The organism is Streptomyces sp. NBC_00322, assembly GCF_036147535.1.
GTDB lineage: Bacteria > Actinomycetota > Actinomycetes > Streptomycetales > Streptomycetaceae > Streptomyces.
The window spans coordinates 5914870-5933569 of the sequence record NZ_CP108019.1; the positions used below are offsets into that span (position 1 = coordinate 5914870).

Annotated in this window: 17 protein-coding genes and 1 pseudogene; 15 read left to right on the forward strand and 3 right to left on the reverse strand. The window is 69.7% G+C overall.

Annotation, left to right across the window (positions count from 1 at the left end; translation table 11 throughout):
• The 13 genes and pseudogenes from OG905_RS26995 to era all read left to right on the forward strand — a co-directional run bounded on the left by OG905_RS26995 (position 1) and on the right by era (position 12317).
• The gene (locus OG905_RS26995) at positions 1–1005 is read left to right on the forward strand and encodes an adenosine deaminase (protein WP_328677884.1); all 1005 of its coding nucleotides are present in this window, start codon (positions 1–3) and stop codon (positions 1003–1005) included.
• 271 nt (positions 1006–1276) lie between these two features.
• Positions 1277–2575: a glucarate dehydratase family protein gene (locus OG905_RS27000; RefSeq protein WP_328677885.1), complete on the forward strand. Its 1299-nt coding sequence runs from the start codon at positions 1277–1279 to the stop codon at positions 2573–2575.
• Between the two features lie 96 nt (positions 2576–2671).
• Positions 2672–3781 carry a carbohydrate kinase family protein gene (locus tag OG905_RS27005; protein WP_328677886.1) on the forward strand — a complete coding sequence of 370 codons (1110 nt, stop codon included), beginning with the start codon at positions 2672–2674 and terminating at the stop codon, positions 3779–3781.
• A gap of 302 nt (positions 3782–4083) precedes the next feature.
• Positions 4084–5100, forward strand: a complete 1017-nt coding sequence (locus tag OG905_RS27010; protein ID WP_324977474.1) for a PhoH family protein — start codon at positions 4084–4086, stop codon at positions 5098–5100.
• Positions 5101–5112: 12 nt separating this feature from the next.
• Entirely contained in the window at positions 5113–5610 is a 498-nt protein-coding gene (ybeY, locus tag OG905_RS27015) for an rRNA maturation RNase YbeY (RefSeq protein ID WP_266476494.1), read from the forward strand.
• Positions 5607–6905, forward strand: coding sequence for a hemolysin family protein (locus OG905_RS27020; protein WP_328677887.1), 1299 nt, complete (start codon positions 5607–5609; stop codon positions 6903–6905). Before ybeY ends, OG905_RS27020 begins: the two co-directional genes overlap by 4 nt.
• Positions 6902–7255 (forward strand): MmcQ/YjbR family DNA-binding protein, encoded by a 354-nt coding sequence (locus OG905_RS27025; protein WP_328677888.1) that lies wholly within the window; start codon positions 6902–6904, stop codon positions 7253–7255. Before OG905_RS27020 ends, OG905_RS27025 begins: the two co-directional genes overlap by 4 nt.
• A gap of 115 nt (positions 7256–7370) precedes the next feature.
• A pseudogene (locus OG905_RS27030) lies at positions 7371–7524 on the forward strand (XRE family transcriptional regulator); the annotation flags it as partial.
• 92 nt (positions 7525–7616) lie between these two features.
• Positions 7617–8360, forward strand: coding sequence for a hypothetical protein (locus OG905_RS27035; RefSeq protein ID WP_328677889.1), 744 nt, complete (start codon positions 7617–7619; stop codon positions 8358–8360).
• Between the two features lie 56 nt (positions 8361–8416).
• Positions 8417–8770 carry a cytidine deaminase gene (locus tag OG905_RS27040; RefSeq protein ID WP_328677890.1) on the forward strand — a complete coding sequence of 118 codons (354 nt, stop codon included), beginning with the start codon at positions 8417–8419 and terminating at the stop codon, positions 8768–8770.
• A gap of 204 nt (positions 8771–8974) precedes the next feature.
• Positions 8975–10351 (forward strand): beta-xylosidase, encoded by a 1377-nt coding sequence (locus OG905_RS27045; RefSeq protein ID WP_328677891.1) that lies wholly within the window; start codon positions 8975–8977, stop codon positions 10349–10351.
• A gap of 53 nt (positions 10352–10404) precedes the next feature.
• Positions 10405–11355: a WxL protein peptidoglycan domain-containing protein gene (locus tag OG905_RS27050; protein WP_328677892.1), complete on the forward strand. Its 951-nt coding sequence runs from the start codon at positions 10405–10407 to the stop codon at positions 11353–11355.
• An 11-nt stretch (positions 11356–11366) separates the two neighbouring features.
• Positions 11367–12317 carry a GTPase Era gene (gene era, locus OG905_RS27055; protein WP_389374360.1) on the forward strand — a complete coding sequence of 317 codons (951 nt, stop codon included), beginning with the start codon at positions 11367–11369 and terminating at the stop codon, positions 12315–12317.
• A 162-nt stretch (positions 12318–12479) separates the two neighbouring features.
• On the opposite strand, the gene OG905_RS27060 is transcribed toward era, so the two are convergent.
• Together OG905_RS27060 and OG905_RS27065 are read right to left on the reverse strand one after the other, a co-directional pair.
• Positions 12480–12746: a protealysin inhibitor emfourin gene (locus OG905_RS27060; RefSeq protein ID WP_328677893.1), complete on the reverse strand. Its 267-nt coding sequence runs from the start codon at positions 12744–12746 to the stop codon at positions 12480–12482.
• Positions 12747–12771: 25 nt separating this feature from the next.
• Complete coding sequence (locus OG905_RS27065; RefSeq protein ID WP_328677894.1) at positions 12772–13839, reverse strand: M4 family metallopeptidase; 1068 nt, start codon at positions 13837–13839, stop codon at positions 12772–12774.
• A 363-nt stretch (positions 13840–14202) separates the two neighbouring features.
• Between OG905_RS27065 and leuA the strand changes: the two genes are divergently transcribed.
• Positions 14203–15963: a 2-isopropylmalate synthase gene (gene leuA / locus OG905_RS27070; protein ID WP_328677895.1), complete on the forward strand. Its 1761-nt coding sequence runs from the start codon at positions 14203–14205 to the stop codon at positions 15961–15963.
• Between the two features lie 201 nt (positions 15964–16164).
• A complete protein-coding gene (locus OG905_RS27075; protein ID WP_328677896.1) occupies positions 16165–16857 on the forward strand; it encodes a tellurite resistance TerB family protein in 693 nt (230 codons plus the stop codon).
• A gap of 155 nt (positions 16858–17012) precedes the next feature.
• Here the strand turns inward: OG905_RS27075 and OG905_RS27080 are convergent, their stop codons facing one another.
• Positions 17013–18374, reverse strand: coding sequence for an FAD-dependent oxidoreductase (locus OG905_RS27080; protein ID WP_328677897.1), 1362 nt, complete (start codon positions 18372–18374; stop codon positions 17013–17015).
• Positions 18375–18700 lie beyond the last annotated feature (326 nt).

Here is an 18700-nt window from a genome sequence, read left to right on the forward strand (position 1 = left end):
GTGCCCCTTCATCCCCTCCCCAAGGCCGAACTGCACCTCCACATCGAAGGCACCCTCGAACCCGGACTCGCCTTCGCACTGGCCGCGCGCAACGGCGTGGAGCTGCCGTACAAGGACACCGAGGAGCTGCGCCGCGCCTACCTCTTCGAGGACCTGCAGTCTTTCCTCGACCTCTACTACGGCCTGACGGCCGTCCTGCACACCGAGGACGATTTCGCCGAACTCGCCGAGGCGTATCTGGCACGCGCCGCCGAGCAGGGCGTACGGCATGCGGAGATCTTCTTCGACCCGCAGGCGCACACCGCGCGCGGCGTCCCGCTCGGCACGGTGATCGAAGGGCTGGCCCGCGCGCTGGACCACAGCGAGGAGCGGCACGGCATCTCGACGCGGCTGATCATGTGCTTCCTGCGGGACGAGTCCGCCGAGTCGGCGATGCAGACACTGGCGGCCGCGAAGCCGTATCTGCACCGGATCACGGCCGTGGGCCTCGACTCGGCGGAGGTCGGCAATCCGCCGTCGAAGTTCCGCGAGGTGTACGAGGCGGCGGCGGCGCTCGGCCTGCGCCGGGTCGCCCACGCGGGCGAGGAGGGCCCGCCGGCGTACATCACCGAGGCCCTGGACGTCCTCGGCATCGAACGCATCGACCACGGCCTGCGCTGTATGGAAGACCCCCAACTCGTCGAACGCCTGGTCCGCGAGCGGATCCCGCTGACGCTCTGCCCGCTGTCGAACGTCCGCCTGCGCGCGGTCGACACACTGGAGGACCACCCGCTGCCCCGGATGATGGCGGCGGGCCTGCTGTGCACGGTGAACTCGGACGACCCGGCGTACTTCGGGGGGTATGTCGGGGAGACGTTCTACGCGGTGCGGGAGGCGCTGGGGCTGGACGAGGGGGCGCTGCGGGAGCTGGCGCGGAACTCGTTCGTCGCGGCGTTTCTGGATGACGACGAGGGGCGCCGGGCGGGGCTGATCGCGGAGGTGGAGGCGTACGAGTTCGGGCGGTAGGCGGGGGGCGGTGCCGCTGCGCGGGGCTTGTTCCCCTACCCGCCCCTTCCCGAACTGGGGGCAAGCCCCCAGACCTCCGTACGCGCTTCGCGCGTGTCCTCAAACGCCGGACGGGCTGGATGTGCGGCCCAGCCGCACATCCAGCCCGCCGGTGATTGAGGCGTGGGGGTCCGGGGGCGCGGCCCGCGACGTCCCATTGACGGCCCCAGTTCCCGTACCTAGTCTCGATCTCGTTCTCATCCATGTACGGCATCTACATAGGGAGACAGCGGTGACCCAGGACCTGACGATCACCGAGGTGCGGCTCACCCCGATCCTCGTCGCCGATCCGCCGCTGCTCAACACCCAGGGCGTGCACCAGCCGTACACCCCCCGCCTGATCGTCGAAGTGGTCACGGCGGACGGCGTCACCGGCGTCGGTGAGACCTACGGAGACACCAAGTACCTCGATCTGGCCGCCCCCTTGGCGGACGCGCTGCCCGGCTGCCAGGTCAGCGACGTGAACGGCCTGCACCGGCTCGCCGACCTCGTGTGCGGCGACTCGCCCGAGGCCACCGGCGCGGGCGCCGTCGACGCGGGCGGACTGCGCGGGGTGCAGACGGCCGACAAGCTGCGGCTCTCCGTCGTCTCCGGCTTCGAGGTCGCCTGCCTCGACGCGCTCGGCAAGGCACTCGGACTGCCCGTGCACGCGCTGCTCGGCGGCAAGGTGCGCGACGCCGTCGACTACAGCGCGTATCTCTTCTACCGCTGGGCCGAACACCCGGGCGGGGCGGGGGAGCCGGACGACTGGGGCGCGGCGCTCGACCCGGCGGGCGTGGTCGCCCAGGCCAGGCGCTTCTCGCGCGAGTACGGCTTCGCCTCCTTCAAGCTCAAGGGCGGCGTCTTCGAGCCGGACCGGGAGATCGCGGCCGTACGGGCGCTCGCCGAGGCATTTCCCGGACAGCCGCTGCGGCTGGACCCCAACGGCGCCTGGTCGGTCGAGACCTCGCTGAGGGTCGCGGAGGAACTCGGGGACGTACTGGAATATCTGGAGGACCCGGCGAGCGGCACCGACCGGATGGCCGCGGTCGCGGCCGCCACCGGCGTCCCGCTGGCCACCAACATGTGTGTGACCACGTTCGCCGAGATCCCGGAGGCCTTCACGCGCGGCGCCGTCCAGGTCGTACTCTCCGACCACCACTACTGGGGCGGGCTGCGCAACACCCGTGAACTGGCCGCGATCTGCCGCACGTTCGGGGTCGGCCTGTCCATGCACTCCAACACACACCTGGGCATCAGCCTCGCCGCGATGACCCATGTCGCGGCTGTCGTCCCCAATCTCGACCACGCCTGTGACAGCCACTACCCCTGGCAGACCGAGGACGTCATCACCGAGCGCCTCGACTTCAAGGACGGCCGCCTCGCCGTCAGCGATCTGCCGGGGCTCGGCGTGGAGCTCGACCGGGACAAGCTGGCCCGCCTCAACCGGCGCTGGCTCGACGACGACGGCACGATGCGCGAACGCGACGACGCGGCGGCGATGCGGGTCGCCGAGCCGGGCTGGGCCGCCCCGCCCGTCCCGCGCTGGTAGCCGGGCACGGGCCCGGGACCACCCCGCCGCACCCGCACACGCGCCGCTCCATCAGGCAGACTGGCCTGATCTGCACCACGTACCAGGAGCGGCACGGTGAGCACTCGACACGGTGAGCAACGGGACCAGGGGGCCGACTGCCTCGACCCGCTCGCGGGCCTGCGGACGCCCGACGATCCCGCCTGCGACGTCTACCTCACAGGCAACGTCTTCCTGGACATCATCTTCACCGGCCTCGACTCCGCCCCCGTCCGCGGCACCGAGTCCTGGGCCCGCGGCATGGGATCGAGCCCCGGCGGCGTCGCCAACATGGCCACCGCCCTCGCCCGCCTCGGCCTGCGCACCTCGCTCGCCGCCGCCTTCGGGGACGACCACTACGGCGAGTACTGCTGGGACGCCCTCGAACACGGCGAGGGCATCGACCTCTCCCTCTCCCGCACCGTCCCCGGCTGGCACTCGCCCGTCACCGTCTCCATGGCGTACGAGGGCGAACGCACGATGGTCTCCCACGGCCACGAGGCCCCGCCGCCCGAGCCCGCCCCCGACTGCCCGCCGCCCGCGCGCGCCGCAGTCGCACCGCTGACCCCCGGCCGGGCCGACTGGATCGCGCAGGCCGCCCGCAAGGGCACCCGCGTCTTCGCCGACGTCGGCTGGGACGAGACCGGCCGCTGGGACCCGGAGGACCTCGCCGATCTGGAGCACTGCGAGGCCTTCCTGCCCAACGCCGAGGAAGCGATGCGCTACACCCGCACCGACTGCCCCCTCGCCGCTGCCCGCGCCCTCACCGAACGTGTCCCGGTGGCCGTCGTCACGCTGGGTGCGGAGGGCGCGTGCGCCGTGGACGGGGCGACCGGCGAGAGCGCCCAGGTTCCGGCCATCGCGGTGGAGGCGCTCGACCCGACGGGCGCCGGGGACGTGTTCGTGGCCGGGTTCGTCACCGGCACCCTCGCCGGCTGGCCGCTCGCCGACCGGCTCGCCTTCGCCGGGCTGACCGCGGCCCTGTCGGTGCAGGAGTTCGGCGGATCACTCTCCGCGCCCGGCTGGTCGGAGATCGCGGCCTGGTGGCAGCACGTGCAGGGCGTCGCCGACCAGGACCCGGCGGCCCTGCAGCGGTACGCCTTCCTCGAAGCGCTGCTGCCCGCGCCGGCCAGGCCCTGGCCGCTGCGCCGGGCCGTCCCGACGATCGGCTTCGGCCGCTCCGCCTAGGCCCTGTCCGGCCGGTCTTGCCGGGCTCGCGCGCACATCTGCCGCGTTGTCGTCAGTCGCCGACGCTCCGCGTCGGCTCCATCCTCCGCCTTGCAGCTGCACGCACCAGACCCCGCTCACTGATCCGGCCTGATCGACCGGACAGGGCCTAGACCGGGGACGGCCCCGGTGGGACCACGGACATACCCCCGCGGAAAAGCCCTCGGTCTTGTCAGTGCCAGGTCGTACGCTTGGTATCTCAGAGGTTGTCGAGCAGCGAGAACCCTGCAACGGGAGGTATGTGCAGGCCACAGAGCCGGCCCATGACTCAGACACCCACAGCCCAGAGCCCAGCACCGGGGCAGGCACGAGCCCACTTCACCGTCCCCGCCAAGCATCCGATGGTGACGGTCCTGGGTTCGGGTGACGCCCTGCTGCGCGTGATCGAGAAGGCCTTCCCGGCGGCCGACATCCATGTCCGGGGCAATCAGGTGAGCGCGGTCGGTGACGCGGCGGAAGTCGCCATGATCCAGCGCCTGTTCGACGAGATGATGCTGGTGCTCCGCACCGGTCAGCCGATGACGGAGGACGCAGTGGAACGCTCGATCGCCATGCTCAAGGCGAGCGAGAACGGCAACGGGCCGGACGAGACCCCGGCCGAGGTGCTCACCCAGAACATCCTCTCCAGCCGCGGCCGCACCATCCGCCCCAAGACCCTCAACCAGAAGCGGTACGTCGACGCGATCGACAAGCACACGGTCGTGTTCGGCATCGGCCCCGCCGGTACGGGCAAGACGTATCTCGCCATGGCCAAGGCGGTCCAGGCCCTGCAGTCCAAGCAGGTCACCCGGATCATCCTGACCAGGCCCGCCGTCGAGGCGGGAGAGCGGCTGGGCTTCCTGCCCGGCACGCTCTACGAGAAGATCGACCCCTATCTGCGCCCGCTCTACGACGCGCTGCACGACATGCTCGACCCCGACTCGATCCCGCGGCTGATGGCTGCGGGCACGATCGAGGTCGCGCCCCTGGCGTACATGCGAGGACGGACCCTGAACGACGCCTTCATCATCCTCGACGAGGCGCAGAACACGAACCCCGAGCAGATGAAGATGTTCCTGACGAGGCTCGGCTTCGACTCGAAGATCGTCATCACGGGCGACGTCACCCAGGTGGACCTTCCGAGCGGCACGAAGAGCGGTCTGCGCCAGGTCCGGGACATCCTGGACGGCGTCGACGACGTGCACTTCTCGCTGCTCACGTCGCAGGATGTCGTACGGCACAAGCTCGTCGGCCGTATCGTCGACGCGTACGAGAAGTACGACATCCAAAACGGGAAGTAGCAAAAGCGCGCCATGTCGATCGACGTCAACAACGAGTCCGGAACCGAGGTCGACGAGCAGGCGATCCTCGACATCGCCCGTTACGCGCTCGCGCGGATGCGTATCCACCCGCTCTCCGAACTCTCGGTGATCGTCGTGGACGCCGAGGCCATGGAGCAGCTGCACATCCAGTGGATGGACCTGCCCGGTCCGACCGATGTCATGTCCTTCCCGATGGACGAGCTGCGTCCGCCGGTCAAGGACGACGAGGAGCCCCCGCAGGGGCTCCTCGGTGACATCGTGCTCTGTCCCGAAGTCGCCAAGAAGCAGGGCGAAGAGGCCGAGACGCAGCACTCCATGGACGAGGAGCTCCAGCTTCTGGCCGTCCACGGAGTGCTGCACCTGCTCGGTTACGACCACGAGGAGCCGGACGAGAAGGCAGAAATGTTCGGGCTCCAGGCTGCGATCGTCGACGGCTGGCGGGCGGAGAAGGGCCTTTCCGGTCCGTCCCCGGCGCCGACCGTCTCATGAGCGGCCAACTGATCTTCGGCGCGATCCTGCTGGTGGTCGTCGCCTGGCTGGCCGCCTGCGCCGAGGCGGGCATCGCCCGCACCTCGAGCTTCCGCGCCGCCGAGGCCGTCCGCTCCGGGCGCCGCGGCTCCGCCAAGCTGGCACAGGTCGCCGCCGACCCGACCCGCTATCTCAACGTCGCCCTGCTGGTGCGGGTGTCCTGCGAGATGGCGGCAGGGGTCCTCGTCACCTACGCCTGCCTGCAGGAGTTCTCCGAGACCTGGGAGGCGCTGGCCGTCGCCATCGGCGTGATGGTCCTCGTCTCGTACGTCGCCGTGGGCGTCTCACCGCGCACCATCGGCCGCCAGCACCCGCTCAACACCGCGACGGCCGCGGCGTACGTCCTGCTGCCGCTCGCCAGGATCATGGGTCCCATCCCGCAGCTGCTGATCCTCCTCGGCAACGCGTTCACTCCCGGAAAGGGGTTCCGCAAGGGCCCGTTCGCGAGCGAGGCGGAACTGCGGGCCATGGTCGACCTCGCCGAGCAGGAGTCACTGATCGAGGACGACGAGCGCCGGATGGTGCACTCCGTCTTCGAGCTCGGCGACACCCTCGTACGCGAAGTGATGGTCCCCCGGACCGATCTGGTCTGCATCGAGCGCTACAAGACCATCCGCCAGGCCCTGACGCTGGCGCTGCGCTCCGGCTTCTCCCGGATCCCGGTGACCGGGGAGAACGAGGACGACATCGTCGGGATCGTGTACCTGAAAGACCTCGTCCGCAAGACACACATCAACCGGGACTCCGAGTCCGACCTGGTGTCGACGGCGATGCGGCCCGCCGCGTTCGTGCCCGACACCAAGAACGCGGGCGATCTGCTGCGCGAGATGCAGCAGGAGCGCAACCATGTCGCCGTCGTCATCGACGAGTACGGCGGCACCGCGGGGATCGTCACCATCGAGGACATCCTGGAAGAGATCGTCGGCGAGATCACCGACGAGTACGACCGCGAACTTCCGCCGGTCGAGGAACTCGGCAACGGACGCTTCCGGGTGACCGCCCGGCTCGACATCGGGGACCTCGGCGAGCTCTACGGCCTCGACGAACTCGACGACGAGGACGTGGAGACGGTCGGCGGCCTCCTGGCGAAGGCACTCGGCCGGGTCCCGATCGCGGGCGCGACCGCGGTGGTCGACCTGCCGGACGGCCGCGAGCTGCGCCTGACGGCGGAGTCCCCGGCGGGCCGCCGGAACAAGATCGTGACGGTGCTTGCGGAGCCGCTGCCCAAGCGGCCGGAGGGGGGAGCGGCGGCGTGAAGGCGCAGGAACTGAGGGCGTTCTGCCTGGAATTCAACGCGGCGGTGGAGGAGTTTCCGTTCGGGCCCGAGACGTCGGTGTTCAAGGTGCACGGGAAGCTTTTCGCGCTGAGTGCGCTGGATGGGGAGCCGCTGAAGGTAAATCTCAAGTGTGAGCCGGAGATCGCGGTTCAGCTGCGCGCCGATCACGCGGCGATTGTGCCGGGCTATCACATGAACAAGCGGCACTGGAACACGGTGACGGTGGGGGAGTTGCCGGACCGGCTGGTCCGTGAGCTGATCGAAGACTCCTACGACCTGGTGGTCGCGGGCCTTCCAAAGGCGGTCCGGCTCCGCCTGGACCGGGGCTGACGGTTCGCCTGCGGCGGGCTTCACCCCGCCCTCCCCCCAGACTCCGTCCGGGGTGACCCCCAACCTCCCCGTATGCGACCTTCGGCCGCATGTCCTCAAACGCTGGACGGGCAATGCGGTCGTGGAGGAGGCGAAGGCGGTCAGCGAGGAGTTCGCGGAGCTGTTGGAGCGGCGAGACATCGCGCCCGGCGGTCAGGTCCGCAAGGAGATGGAGCATCCGCGCGAGCCCGGAGGGCAGGCGGGGTTCGATGTATCCGGTGGCGGGCTGACCTCGGTATCTGTGTATCCTCTGCCCGTCAACAGGGGATGGGGGAAGCTCCCCACGAGCCATGTGAGCCTGATTCAAGGGGAGTTACTGCTTATGCGTACCCGTATGCGCGGCGTGGTCGCCGCTGTCGCCGTTTCGACGCTGTGCCTCACGGCGGCGGCGTGCCAGAGCTCGTCCGGCGATGACAAGAAGCCTGCCAAGACGGATGCGGCCAAGACAGATGCGGCCAAGCCGCAGGAGACCAAGACGGATGCGCCTGCGCCCCGCACGCCGCTGACGGCCGCTCAGATGAAGGCCGCCACGGTGGAGCTCAAGGACCTGTCGGCGGGCTGGAAGTCCAACAAGGTCTCCACCGGAGACGACCCGGCGCCGAAGGCCGACCACCCCGGCTGCCAGCCCATCGCCGACATGATGGGCGACGAGATCAAGGGCGCCACCAAAGGCAGCGACGTCGACTTCAAGCACGCCGACGGCAAGTCCGAACTGAGCCAGCAGGTCATCACGTTCGCCGGCACGGGCGCCGCCGACTTCACCAAGGCCATCGGCGCCGCGCTGGGCACCTGCACCACTGTCTCCTTCGACATGGAGGGCCAGAAGGTCCCCGTCAAGATCAAGAAGCTGGACGCCCCGAAGGTCGGCGAGGAGTCGCACGCCTTCCAGATGGCGATCGTCTTCGCCCCCGGTATGGAGATCAAGGCCAATCTGCTGGTGGCCCACCAGGGCACCGGCGCCACTCGCGTCGCGTACGTGAACACCGGCAGCGGCGCTGCGCAGAAGAGTTTCGAGGACCTGGTCCAGCTGATCGGCGACAAGTTCGTCAAGGGCGTCCAGGGCTAGGTCGTGTCCGACCGGCCGCCCGGACCCCGTCCGGGTGGCCGATCTATGCTCGGGGCATGACGCAGAGCACCGACCTCACCCCCGAGGACCGCAAGATCATCACGCTGGCGCGCAGCGCCCGGGCCCGCAACGGTGTGCCCGAGGGTGCGGCCGTCCGGGACGAGACCGGGCGTACCTATGTCGCCGGAACCGTGGCTCTGGAGTCGCTCAGGCTCAGTGCGCTCCAGACCGCCGTCGCCATGGCCGTCGCCAGCGGCGCGCAGTCCCTGGAGGCCGCGGCCGTCGTCTCTGATGCGGACGCCGCCTCCGACGCGGACCGCGCGGCGGTGCGTGATCTCGGCGGGCCCGGGACGCCGGTGCTGCTCGCCGGTCCCGACGGGGAGCTCAAGTCCTCCGTGGCCGCGGGCTGACCGCACGCGCCGATTCGGGCGTGACAGTACGAATGTGACAGGGGTCGGCGTCATCAACCGGTGGCGCCGATTCCCCTTTCTGCCTGCGGAAATACGGATCTTGACAGTATCTGATGGGTCATCAGACAGCGCATTTCGATTCCATTGACTTCTTTCGGCCATGACACGTCAATAGCCCCCGGCATTCCTCAGAAGGGGGCAATCATGGCTACAGCAACCCGAAGATCAGCAACCCGGCCCACCCGAAGATCCACCGGCCGGTTCACCGGCCGGACGCGGCGCTGGACCGCCGCGCTGGGAGCGGTCGCCCTTGTCGCCGGTACGGCGGCACTCGCCGGATCCGCGCACGCGTTGGCCGCCGCATCCGCACCGGTGGACTTCGCGACCCACTGCGTACCGCCGCCCATCGCCGGTATCCCGCCCATCGACGGCACCACGACCGCCCAGATCACCGTCGACAAAGCCGCACCGAAGGTCGGCGACACCGTCACCGTCACCTATACCGTCACCAAGCCCGCGGCCAGCAACCCGGTCGACCTCGCGCTGCCCGCCGACATCATGACGCCCAGCGGCAAGGTCGCCCTCGGCGGCGCCCAGGCCGGAAGCATCACGGTCACCGGACCCAAGAAGAACCCGCCGGTCCCCGGCAAGGGGGCCTTCCCGCCGTTCTCGATGACCGGCACGTTCACGGTCACCGCGCCCGGCTCGATCACCCTCTCGCCCGGCGACTACAACATCCACACCAGCTACATCATGGAGCTGGACACTCCCTGTACGGTCACCAATCCGCCCGCACCCGTCTCCGAGACGATCACCGCGACGGACCAGCCCGGGGCCAATGAGCGCTCCATCCAGCTCGCCACGGCCTCCGGCAAGCCCGGCGACAGCGTCACCGTCACCGGCGCCAAGTTCACTCCGCTCGCCGACATCACCGTCGTCGGCCGGGCCGGAGCGGCCGAGACCGCCGACAAGGCGACCGTCAAGGCCGACGCGGCAGGCGGCTTCACGGCGCCTCTCGCGGTCAACGACAAGGCGACCACAGGCATCGTCGCTTACGAGGGCAGTGCCTGGTCGGCGGAGAAGGGCGCGGGCCCGGCGGCGTACACGGTCATCGACGACACACCGCTGCCCGGCAACAGCCAGAAGCTCAACTCCTCCGTCGCGGCAGGCACGTTGTCCATGTCCCAGGCCGGTGACACCGTCGCCATGTCGGCGGTCGACTTCGGCACGGGCGGGGCATCCACCGGCGATCTGAAGTCGGTGACGGTCAAGGACTTCCGCGGCGGGCCCGCGGGCTGGTCCCTGACCGGCAAGGTCACCGACTTCACCGGTCCCGGCGGAAAGATCGACGCCGGAAAGCTCGGCTGGACTCCGGCCTGCACCACCAAGCCCGGCAGCCCCAGCACCTGCGTGGCCGGTTCGGCGGGAGCCGTCGGCAGCGCGGGCGCGACCCTGGCCTCCACCCCCAACGGGGCGCTCACCGGAGGCGAGTTCACCGTGGACGCGAAGGTCTCGCTCAACGTCCCGGCGTACACCGCCCCCGGCGCGTACTCCGGTGTCCTGACCCTCACGCTCACCTGACACTCGGCGGGCCGGGCGCGCACCCGGTCGGCCCGCCTCGGCATGGGGGTTTCATGCGCAAGCTCTACGTCATCGTGCTGCCCGTCCTCGCCATGCTGTTGTACGGATGCGGAACCGCGCGCGCCGCCGACAACGGCAACTGGTCCGTCTACCCCGCCGCCTCCGAACTGGGCGGGCGGCCCTACTTCTATCTCTCGGCCGATCCCGGCACGACCCTCACCGACCAGGTGACGGTCACCAACAAGACCGCGGCCCCGCTGACCTTCCGGCTGTACGCGGCCGACGCGTACAACACCGAACGGGACGGCGGCTTCGCCGTACGCGCCCGCGGCGAGAAGCAGCGCGGCGTCGGCGCCTGGGCCAAGCCCCAGCGCGAGCGGGTCACCGTCCCCGCGAACGGCTCGGTCACCGTGCCCTACACCCTCACCGTCCCCGACGACGCCGAGCCCGGCGACCACCCCGGCGCGCTGGTCGCCCTCGACGAGCGCATCGGCGCCGCGAGCGGCTCGGTCGCCGTGGGCATTCAGCAGGCCGTCGGCGCACGCGTCTATCTGCGGGTGGGCGGCCCCACCGTGGCCGCGCTCTCCGTCGAGGGCGTGAGGTTCACCCACGACCAGCCCCTCGTCCCGGGCACCGGCGAGAGCAGCGCGCTCATCTCGTACACGCTCTACAACCGCGGCAACGTCACCCTCAACCCCAAAGTCGCGCTCAAGGCCGAGGGCCTGTTCGGCCGCGATCTGCTGAGCCGCGACCTGAAGAAGATCCCCTCCGAACTACTGCCGCGCCAGAAGATCCGCCTCACCGAAAGCTGGTCGGGCGCACCCCAGCTCGAATGGGGCGAGGTGAAGCTCACAGCCAGCGCGCGGGATGTGCGCGAGACCGCCGGGGTGTCCTTCTTCGCGCTGCCCTGGCTGGTCGCGCTGCTGCTCGTGGCTGCCGCGGCGGGGGCCGGGGTGTGGGTCAGGGTGCACCGGCGGCGGGCGCGCGTAACCGGGGGCGCGTGACATCAGGGACAATGGGCGCCATGAGCGCTCGTACAGATGAGAACAACGCCCCCCACCGGGCAGGCTTCGCCTGCTTCGTGGGCCGCCCCAACGCGGGCAAGTCCACCCTCACGAACGCTCTGGTCGGCCAGAAGGTGGCGATCACCTCCAACCGGCCCCAGACGACCCGGCACACCGTGCGCGGCATCGTGCACCGCCCCGACGCGCAGCTGATCCTGGTCGACACCCCCGGCCTGCACAAGCCGCGCACGCTGCTCGGCGAGCGGCTGAACGACATCGTGCGCACCACCTGGGCCGAGGTCGACGTGATCGGCTTCTGCCTGCCGGCGAACGAGAAGCTCGGCCCCGGTGACCGCTTCATCGCCAAGGAGCTCGCCGGGATCAAGAAGACCCCGAAGGTCGCGATCGTCACCAAGACCGACCTGGTCGACTCCAGGACCCTCGCCGAACAGCTGATCGCGATCGACCGGCTCGGCAAGGAGCTGGGCATGGAGTGGGCGGAGATCGTCCCCGTCTCCGCGGTCGGCGACAAACAGGTCAAGCTGGTGGCGGACCTCCTCATCCCGCTGCTGCCCGAGGGCCCGACGCTCTACCCGGAGGGCGACCTCACCGACGAGCCCGAGCAGGTCATGGTCGCTGAGCTGATCCGCGAGGCCGCGCTGGAAGGCGTACGGGACGAGCTGCCGCACTCGATCGCGGTGGTCGTCGAGGAGATGCTGCCGCGGGAGGACCGCCCGGCGGACAAGCCGCTGCTGGACATCCACGCGAACGTCTACATCGAGCGCCCGAGCCAGAAGGGCATCATCATCGGCCCGAAGGGCAAGCGCCTGAAGGAGGTCGGGGTGAAGTCCCGCCACCAGATCGAGGCGCTGCTGGGGACGCCGGTGTTCCTGGACCTGCATGTGAAGGTCGCGAAGGACTGGCAGCGGGACCCGAAGCAGCTGCGGAAGCTGGGCTTCTGACGCGGTGCCGGTCCCGGCGGGGCCGCGGCGCGGCGGCTTGTTCCCCACCCCGCCCTCCCCCCAGACTCCGTCCGGGGGGACCCCCAACCTCCCCGCTCCTCAAACGCCGGAGGGGCTGAAAGCGCGCACGGGGGTCTGGCGGCTTGCCCCCAGTTCGTCCCGTCACGCACCTTCCTTGAGCAGCCGCGAGATCAGCTCGCGCTGCGCCTCCGACAGTCGCGGATCGGCGCAGTGGATGGTCCGCCCGTCGACGGTGATCTGATAGCTGAACCCGTCCGGCACCCCCACCGGCGGCGTGCCCCGGCCGCCGGCCATCGCCCGCTCGGCCAGGGCACGCCATTCGCTCGCGTCGGTCCGCCCCGAGGTGTCCACCTCGGCGAACCGTTCGATGCCGGCGAATCCTCCTGTGCGCCTTACCTGGATACGCATGGGTCCTGTCTAGTACGAGAACGCCTCAGTTGGTAGGCACCCCGACCTGGGACCATGCCTTCAGCAGAGCCTCCTGCTCCTCGCCCTCGCCGTAGCGCGCGCGGGCCGCGGCCACTGACAGGGCGGCGAAGTCGGCGAACTGCGCGGTCGTGGAGAGCCGTCCACCGGTCAGCACGTCGTACCAGATCTGGCCCGCCCGCTCCCACGCGTTGCCGCCCAGCGCGGTGGCGACCAGGTAGAAGGCGTGGTTCGGGATCCCCGAGTTGATGTGGACGCCGCCGTTGTCGCGGCCGGTCCTGACGTAGTCCTCCATCGTCGCGGGCTGCGGGTCCTTGCCGAGGACGTCGTCGTCGTAGGCCGTACCCGGCTCCTTCATCGAGCGCAGTGCGACGCCCGACACATTGGGGCCCAGCAGGCCCGCGCCGATCAGCCAGTCGGCCTGGTCGGCGCTCTGGCCGAGCGAGAACTGCTTGATCAGCGAGCCGAAGACGTCCGACATGGACTCGTTCAGCGCGCCGGACTGGCTGAAGTACTCCAGGTTCGCGGTGTACTGCGTGACTCCGTGCGTGAGCTCGTGCCCGATCACGTCCACGGGCAGGGTGAAGTCCAGGAACAGATCGTTGTCGCCGTCGCCGAAGACCATCCGCTCGCCGTCCCAGAAGGCGTTGTCGTACTTCTCGCCGTAGTGGACGGTCGCGTTGAGCGGCAGGCCGGAGTCGTCGATGGAGTGGCGGCCGTACGCCTTCAGATACAGCTCGAAGGTGGCGCCCAGGCCCGCGTGGGCGCGGTTGACCGTGGCGTCCTTGGCAGGCTTGCCGCTCTCGGAGTGGACCTTGTTGCCCGGCACCGTCTCCTGGTGTTCGGCGTCGTAGATCGTGCGGTTCGGCTTGTCCGACACCGTGCCGGTGACGCTCGGGGCGAGGCCGCGGACCGTGGTGAGACGGCGGCGGGTGCGCTGCAGGGCGTCGTGCTCCAGGGTGCGGGCGGCGGGGTCGGCGATGGCGGGGTCCTCGGCGCGGGCCAGTTTGTCGAGGACATGGGGCGGCACGATGGTGCAGAAGACCGGGTTGATCCGGCGGGCGTTGGCGTCCATGCCCCCGGACTGTGGCACTGGGTCATGACGCTGTCACTAGTTGCCACCATGATTAGTGAAATGGAGTGATAACGGAGGACTGGCGTCCGCGGCACGGGCCACTGGTGTACCGCTGATGTGGCACCCGAGTGTGGTACGTCACTATTTGTCCGTTTGTGGAGTCGTGTCCCGCATACTGATACGGCACCGCCGTCCCCGCCCTCACTGGGCTACGCTGCTGCGCATCATGCGTTTCGGGCTGCTTCTTCTTAGCTGCCGCGGCGAGGGCCTGTAGTCGTAGGCCGACCCCCTCCCCGCGGGATCTGGTGCTGCTTCGACTCAGTCGGCCGTCCTACTTGATGGACCCCGAGGAGCCCTACGCACATGTCTGACAACTCTGTCGGTCGCCCCACGCCCGTCACGAACGCGACCCACACCCAGAAGCCGTCCGGGATGCCCATCCACAAGTACGGGCAGTACGAGGCCGTGGACATCCCCGACCGCACCTGGCCCGACAAGCGGATCACCAAGGCCCCCCGCTGGCTGTCGACCGATCTGCGCGACGGCAACCAGGCCCTGATCGACCCGATGTCGCCCGCCCGCAAGCGCGAGATGTTCGACCTGCTGGTCCGCATGGGCTACAAGGAGATCGAGGTCGGCTTCCCCTCCTCCGGCGAGACCGACTTCGCGTTCGTACGCTCCATCATCGAAGAGGGCGCGATCCCCGAGGACGTGACGATCTCCGTTCTGACACAGGCGCGCGAGGACCTGATCGAGCGCACCGTGGAGTCCATCGTCGGCGCCCACCGCGCGACGGTGCACCTGTACAACGCCACCGCGCCCACCTTCCGCCGGGTCGTCTTCCGCGGCTCGAAGAACGACATCAAGCAGATCGCCGTGGACGGCACGCGGCTGGTGATGGAGTACGCCGAGAAGCTGCTGGGCCCGGAGACGACCTTCGGCTACCAGTACAGCCCGGAGATCTTCACCGACACCGAGCTGGACTTCGCGCTGGAGGTCTGTGAGGCCGTCTGTGACGTCTGGCAGCCGGAGGAAGGCCGCGAGATCATCCTCAACCTGCCTGCCACGGTGGAGCGTTCGACCCCGTCCACGCACGCCGACCGCTTCGAGTGGATGGCGCGCAATCTGTCGCGCCGTCAGTACGTCTGCCTGTCCGTCCACCCGCACAACGACCGCGGCACCGCCGTCGCCGCCGCCGAGCTGGCGATCATGGCGGGGGCCGACCGTATCGAGGGCTGTCTGTTCGGGCAGGGCGAGCGCACCGGCAACGTCGACCTGGTGACGCTGGGCATGAACCTGTTCTCGCAGGGCGTCGACCCGCAGATCGACTTCTCGCAGATCGACGAGATCCGCCGTACGAGCGAGTACTGCAACCAGATGGAGATCCACCCGCGCCACCCCTACGCGGGCGATCTGGTCTACACGGCCTTCTCCGGCTCCCACCAGGACGCCATCAAGAAGGGCTTCGACGCCATGGAGGCCGACGCGGCCGCCCAGGGCAGGACCGTGGACGACATCGAGTGGGCCGTGCCGTATCTGCCCATCGACCCGAAGGACGTCGGCCGTTCCTACGAGGCGGTCATCCGGGTCAACTCCCAGTCGGGCAAGGGCGGTGTCGCGTACGTCCTGAAGAACGAGCACAAGCTGGACCTGCCGCGCCGGATGCAGATCGAGTTCTCGAAGATCATCCAGGCGAAGACGGACTCCGAGGGCGGCGAGGTCACGCCGAAGGCGATCTGGTCGGTCTTCCAGGACGAGTACCTGCCGAACCCGGACAACGCGTGGGGCCGTATCCAGCTGAGTTCCGGCCAGACCACGACCGACAACGACGGCATCGACACCCTGACCGTCGAGGCGGTCGTGGACGGCGCCGAGACGGTCCTGACCGGCTCCGGCAACGGACCGATCTCCGCGTTCTTCGAGGCGCTGAACGCGGTGGGCGTCGACGCACGGCTGCTGGACTACCAGGAGCACACGATGAGCGAGGGCGCGTCCGCGCAGGCCGCGTCGTACATCGAGTGCGCGATCGACGGCAAGGTGCTGTGGGGCATCGGCATCGACGCGAACACGACGCGTGCGTCGCTGAAGGCCGTCGTCTCTGCCGTCAACCGCGCGGCGCGCTAGTCCCCCCGACGACCGGGGTCCGGTCCTGAACGCCGGACAGGCTTGAAAACAAGCCTGTCCGGCGTTCGTGTGTGCGGGCGACAGGCGAGGGAATCGGCCATGTCCCGGCGCACTGCTGCCGGGGGTGCTGACGCGACATCACCGATGTGGCTAACATCACGCCAATGCGGCAATGTTGCCGGAGCGTTTCGGAGGTGCGACGTGCAGCCAGACCGGGGACTGTTCGGCCGAAAATTGCTGGTCTGCGGCGTTCATACCTCTTGGAACACTGTGGGGGACGGTGAGTTCTTCTGCCCCGATTGCGGAGGCGACCGCAACTACCGCCGCCGCACCGGCCGCCGCCGCTTCACCTTCCTCGGTGTGCCCCTGCTGCCGCGCGGCTTCGCGGGCCCGGTCGTCGAATGCGCCGCCTGCCACGGCCACTTCGGCACGGACGCCCTCGACCACCCCACCACGGCCCGCTTCTCCGCGATGCTCCGTGACGCCGTCCACACCGTCGCTCTGGCCGTCCTCGCCTCCGGCGGCACTTCCTCCCGCCCGGTCCGGGAGACCGCCGTCGCCACGGTCCGCGCTGCCGGGCTCGACGACTGCACGGAGGACCAGCTCACCGGCCTGATCGAGGCGCTTGCCGCGGACACCGGCCGTTTCGTCACCGACACCGGTCCCTATGGCGCGGCCCTCGCCATCGAACTGCACGAGGCGCTGGAGCCGCTCGCACCCCATCTGGCGCCCGCGGGACGGGAGTCGATCCTGCTCCAGGGGGCACGGATCGCACTCGCGGACGGGCCGTACAGCGCGGCGGAGCGGGAGGTTCTGACGACGGTCGGTACGGCGCTGCAGCTGTGCGCGGACGATACGGCGCGGCTGCTGGCGACGGCGCGTGCGCCGTTCTAGTAATGGGGGCCGCTGTGCGGGGCTGTTCCCCTACCCGCCCCTTCCCGAACTGGGGGCAGGCCCCCAGACCCCCGTATGCGACCTTCGGCCGCCCCCCGGACGGAGTCTGGGGGAGGGCGGGGTGGGGGCAAGCCCCGCGCAGCGGCCCCGCCGGGTCAGGCTTCGCTCGCCCGCAGCATCTCCTCGCGCTCCACGATCTTCACCCGCTCGCGCCCCTCCGCCTCACCGCGCGCCCGCTCCGCCGCGTCCAGCCGGTGCCAGCCCTCCCACGTGGTGTACGAAACGCCCTTCCCCTCAAGGAAGTTGACGACCGCTTCCTCCTCCGGCGCAGCCGGAACACGCAGCCGCCCGTTGCCGTGGTCGTCGAGCAGGTTCGCGACCGTCTCGTTCGCGTCGCCCTTCGTGTGGCCAATGAGCCCGACCGGGCCGCGCTTGATCCAGCCGGTCACATACGTCGACTGGAGGTGCTCGTCGGCCTCGATGACCCGGCCGCCCTCGTGCGGCACGGTCCCGCTCATGAAGTCGAAGGGCAGCTTGGGCAGTTCGTCGGAGAGATAGCCGACCGCACGGTAGACGGACTGCACGTTCCAGGTGTGGAACTCGCCGGTACCGGTGACGTTGCCCGTGCCGTCCAGCCGCGTCCGCTCCGTACGTAGCCCGACCACCTGGCCGTCCTCGCCGAGGACTTCGACGGGGGACTCGAAGAAGTGCAGGAACAGCTTGTGCGGCCGGTCGCCGACGTCGCGGATCGCCCAGTTCTCCAGGGTCTTCGCGACCATGTCCGCCTGCTTGCCGGCGCGGCGGGTGGCGATGGAGCCGTCGTCGTAGTCGATGTCCTCGGGGTCGACGATCACCTCGATGTTCGGCGAGTGGTCGAGCTCCCGCAGTTCCATCGGGCTGAACTTGGCCTGCGCCGGGCCGCGCCGCCCGAACACGTGCACTTCGAGGGCCTTGTTGGCCGCCAGGCCGTCGTACACGTTCGGCGGGATCTCGGTCGGCAGCAGCTCGTCCGCGGTCTTGGCCAGGATGCGGGCCACGTCGAGGGCGACATTGCCGACGCCGAGTACGGCCACCTTCTCCGCCTCCAGCGGCCAGGTGCGCGGCACATCGGGGTGCCCGTCGTACCAGGACACGAAGTCCGCGGCGCCGTACGAGCCGTCCAGCTCGATGCCGGGTATGTCGAGGTCCCGGTCCGCGTCCGCGCCGGTGGAGAAGATCACCGCGTCGTAGAACTCACGCAGATCGTCCAGGCCGATGTCGCTCGGGTAGTCGACATTTCCGAAGAGGCGTATCTGCGGCTTGTCGAGCACCTGGTGGAGTGCGGTGATGATGCCCTTGATCCGCGGGTGGTCGGGCGCGACGCCGTACCGGATGAGACCGAACGGGGCGGGCATCCGCTCGAAGAGGTCGATGGACACACCGGGCTCGACTGCGGCCTCGGACTTCAGCAGGGCGTCGGCGGCGTAGATTCCGGCGGGGCCGGCACCGACGATCGCGATCCGCAGAGGGCGGGGCATGAATGGTTCCCTTCGAACGATGTCCACGGGCGTGACCCGGCGAGTGAGACGGCCAGGCGCGTGCGGAGGGAGCCGACTCTCGTACGCCACCCTGGCAACGGCGCTCCCACCGCGGTACCCGCCCTGCACCTATGGACCCATAAGCCTGATCTATGACCCGGCACCCGGGAGGGGCGGGGTAAGGACACCCTAACCTCCTGCCCTCCGGCCGGCCCCGGCACCCCCGGCCCGCGACAACGCCCTGACCGTGGCGCTCTCCCAGATCGTCGATGCCCCGACGCGACATCTGATCCGCTGTAGCGCGGCGGGGGATCTCGCGGGACGCT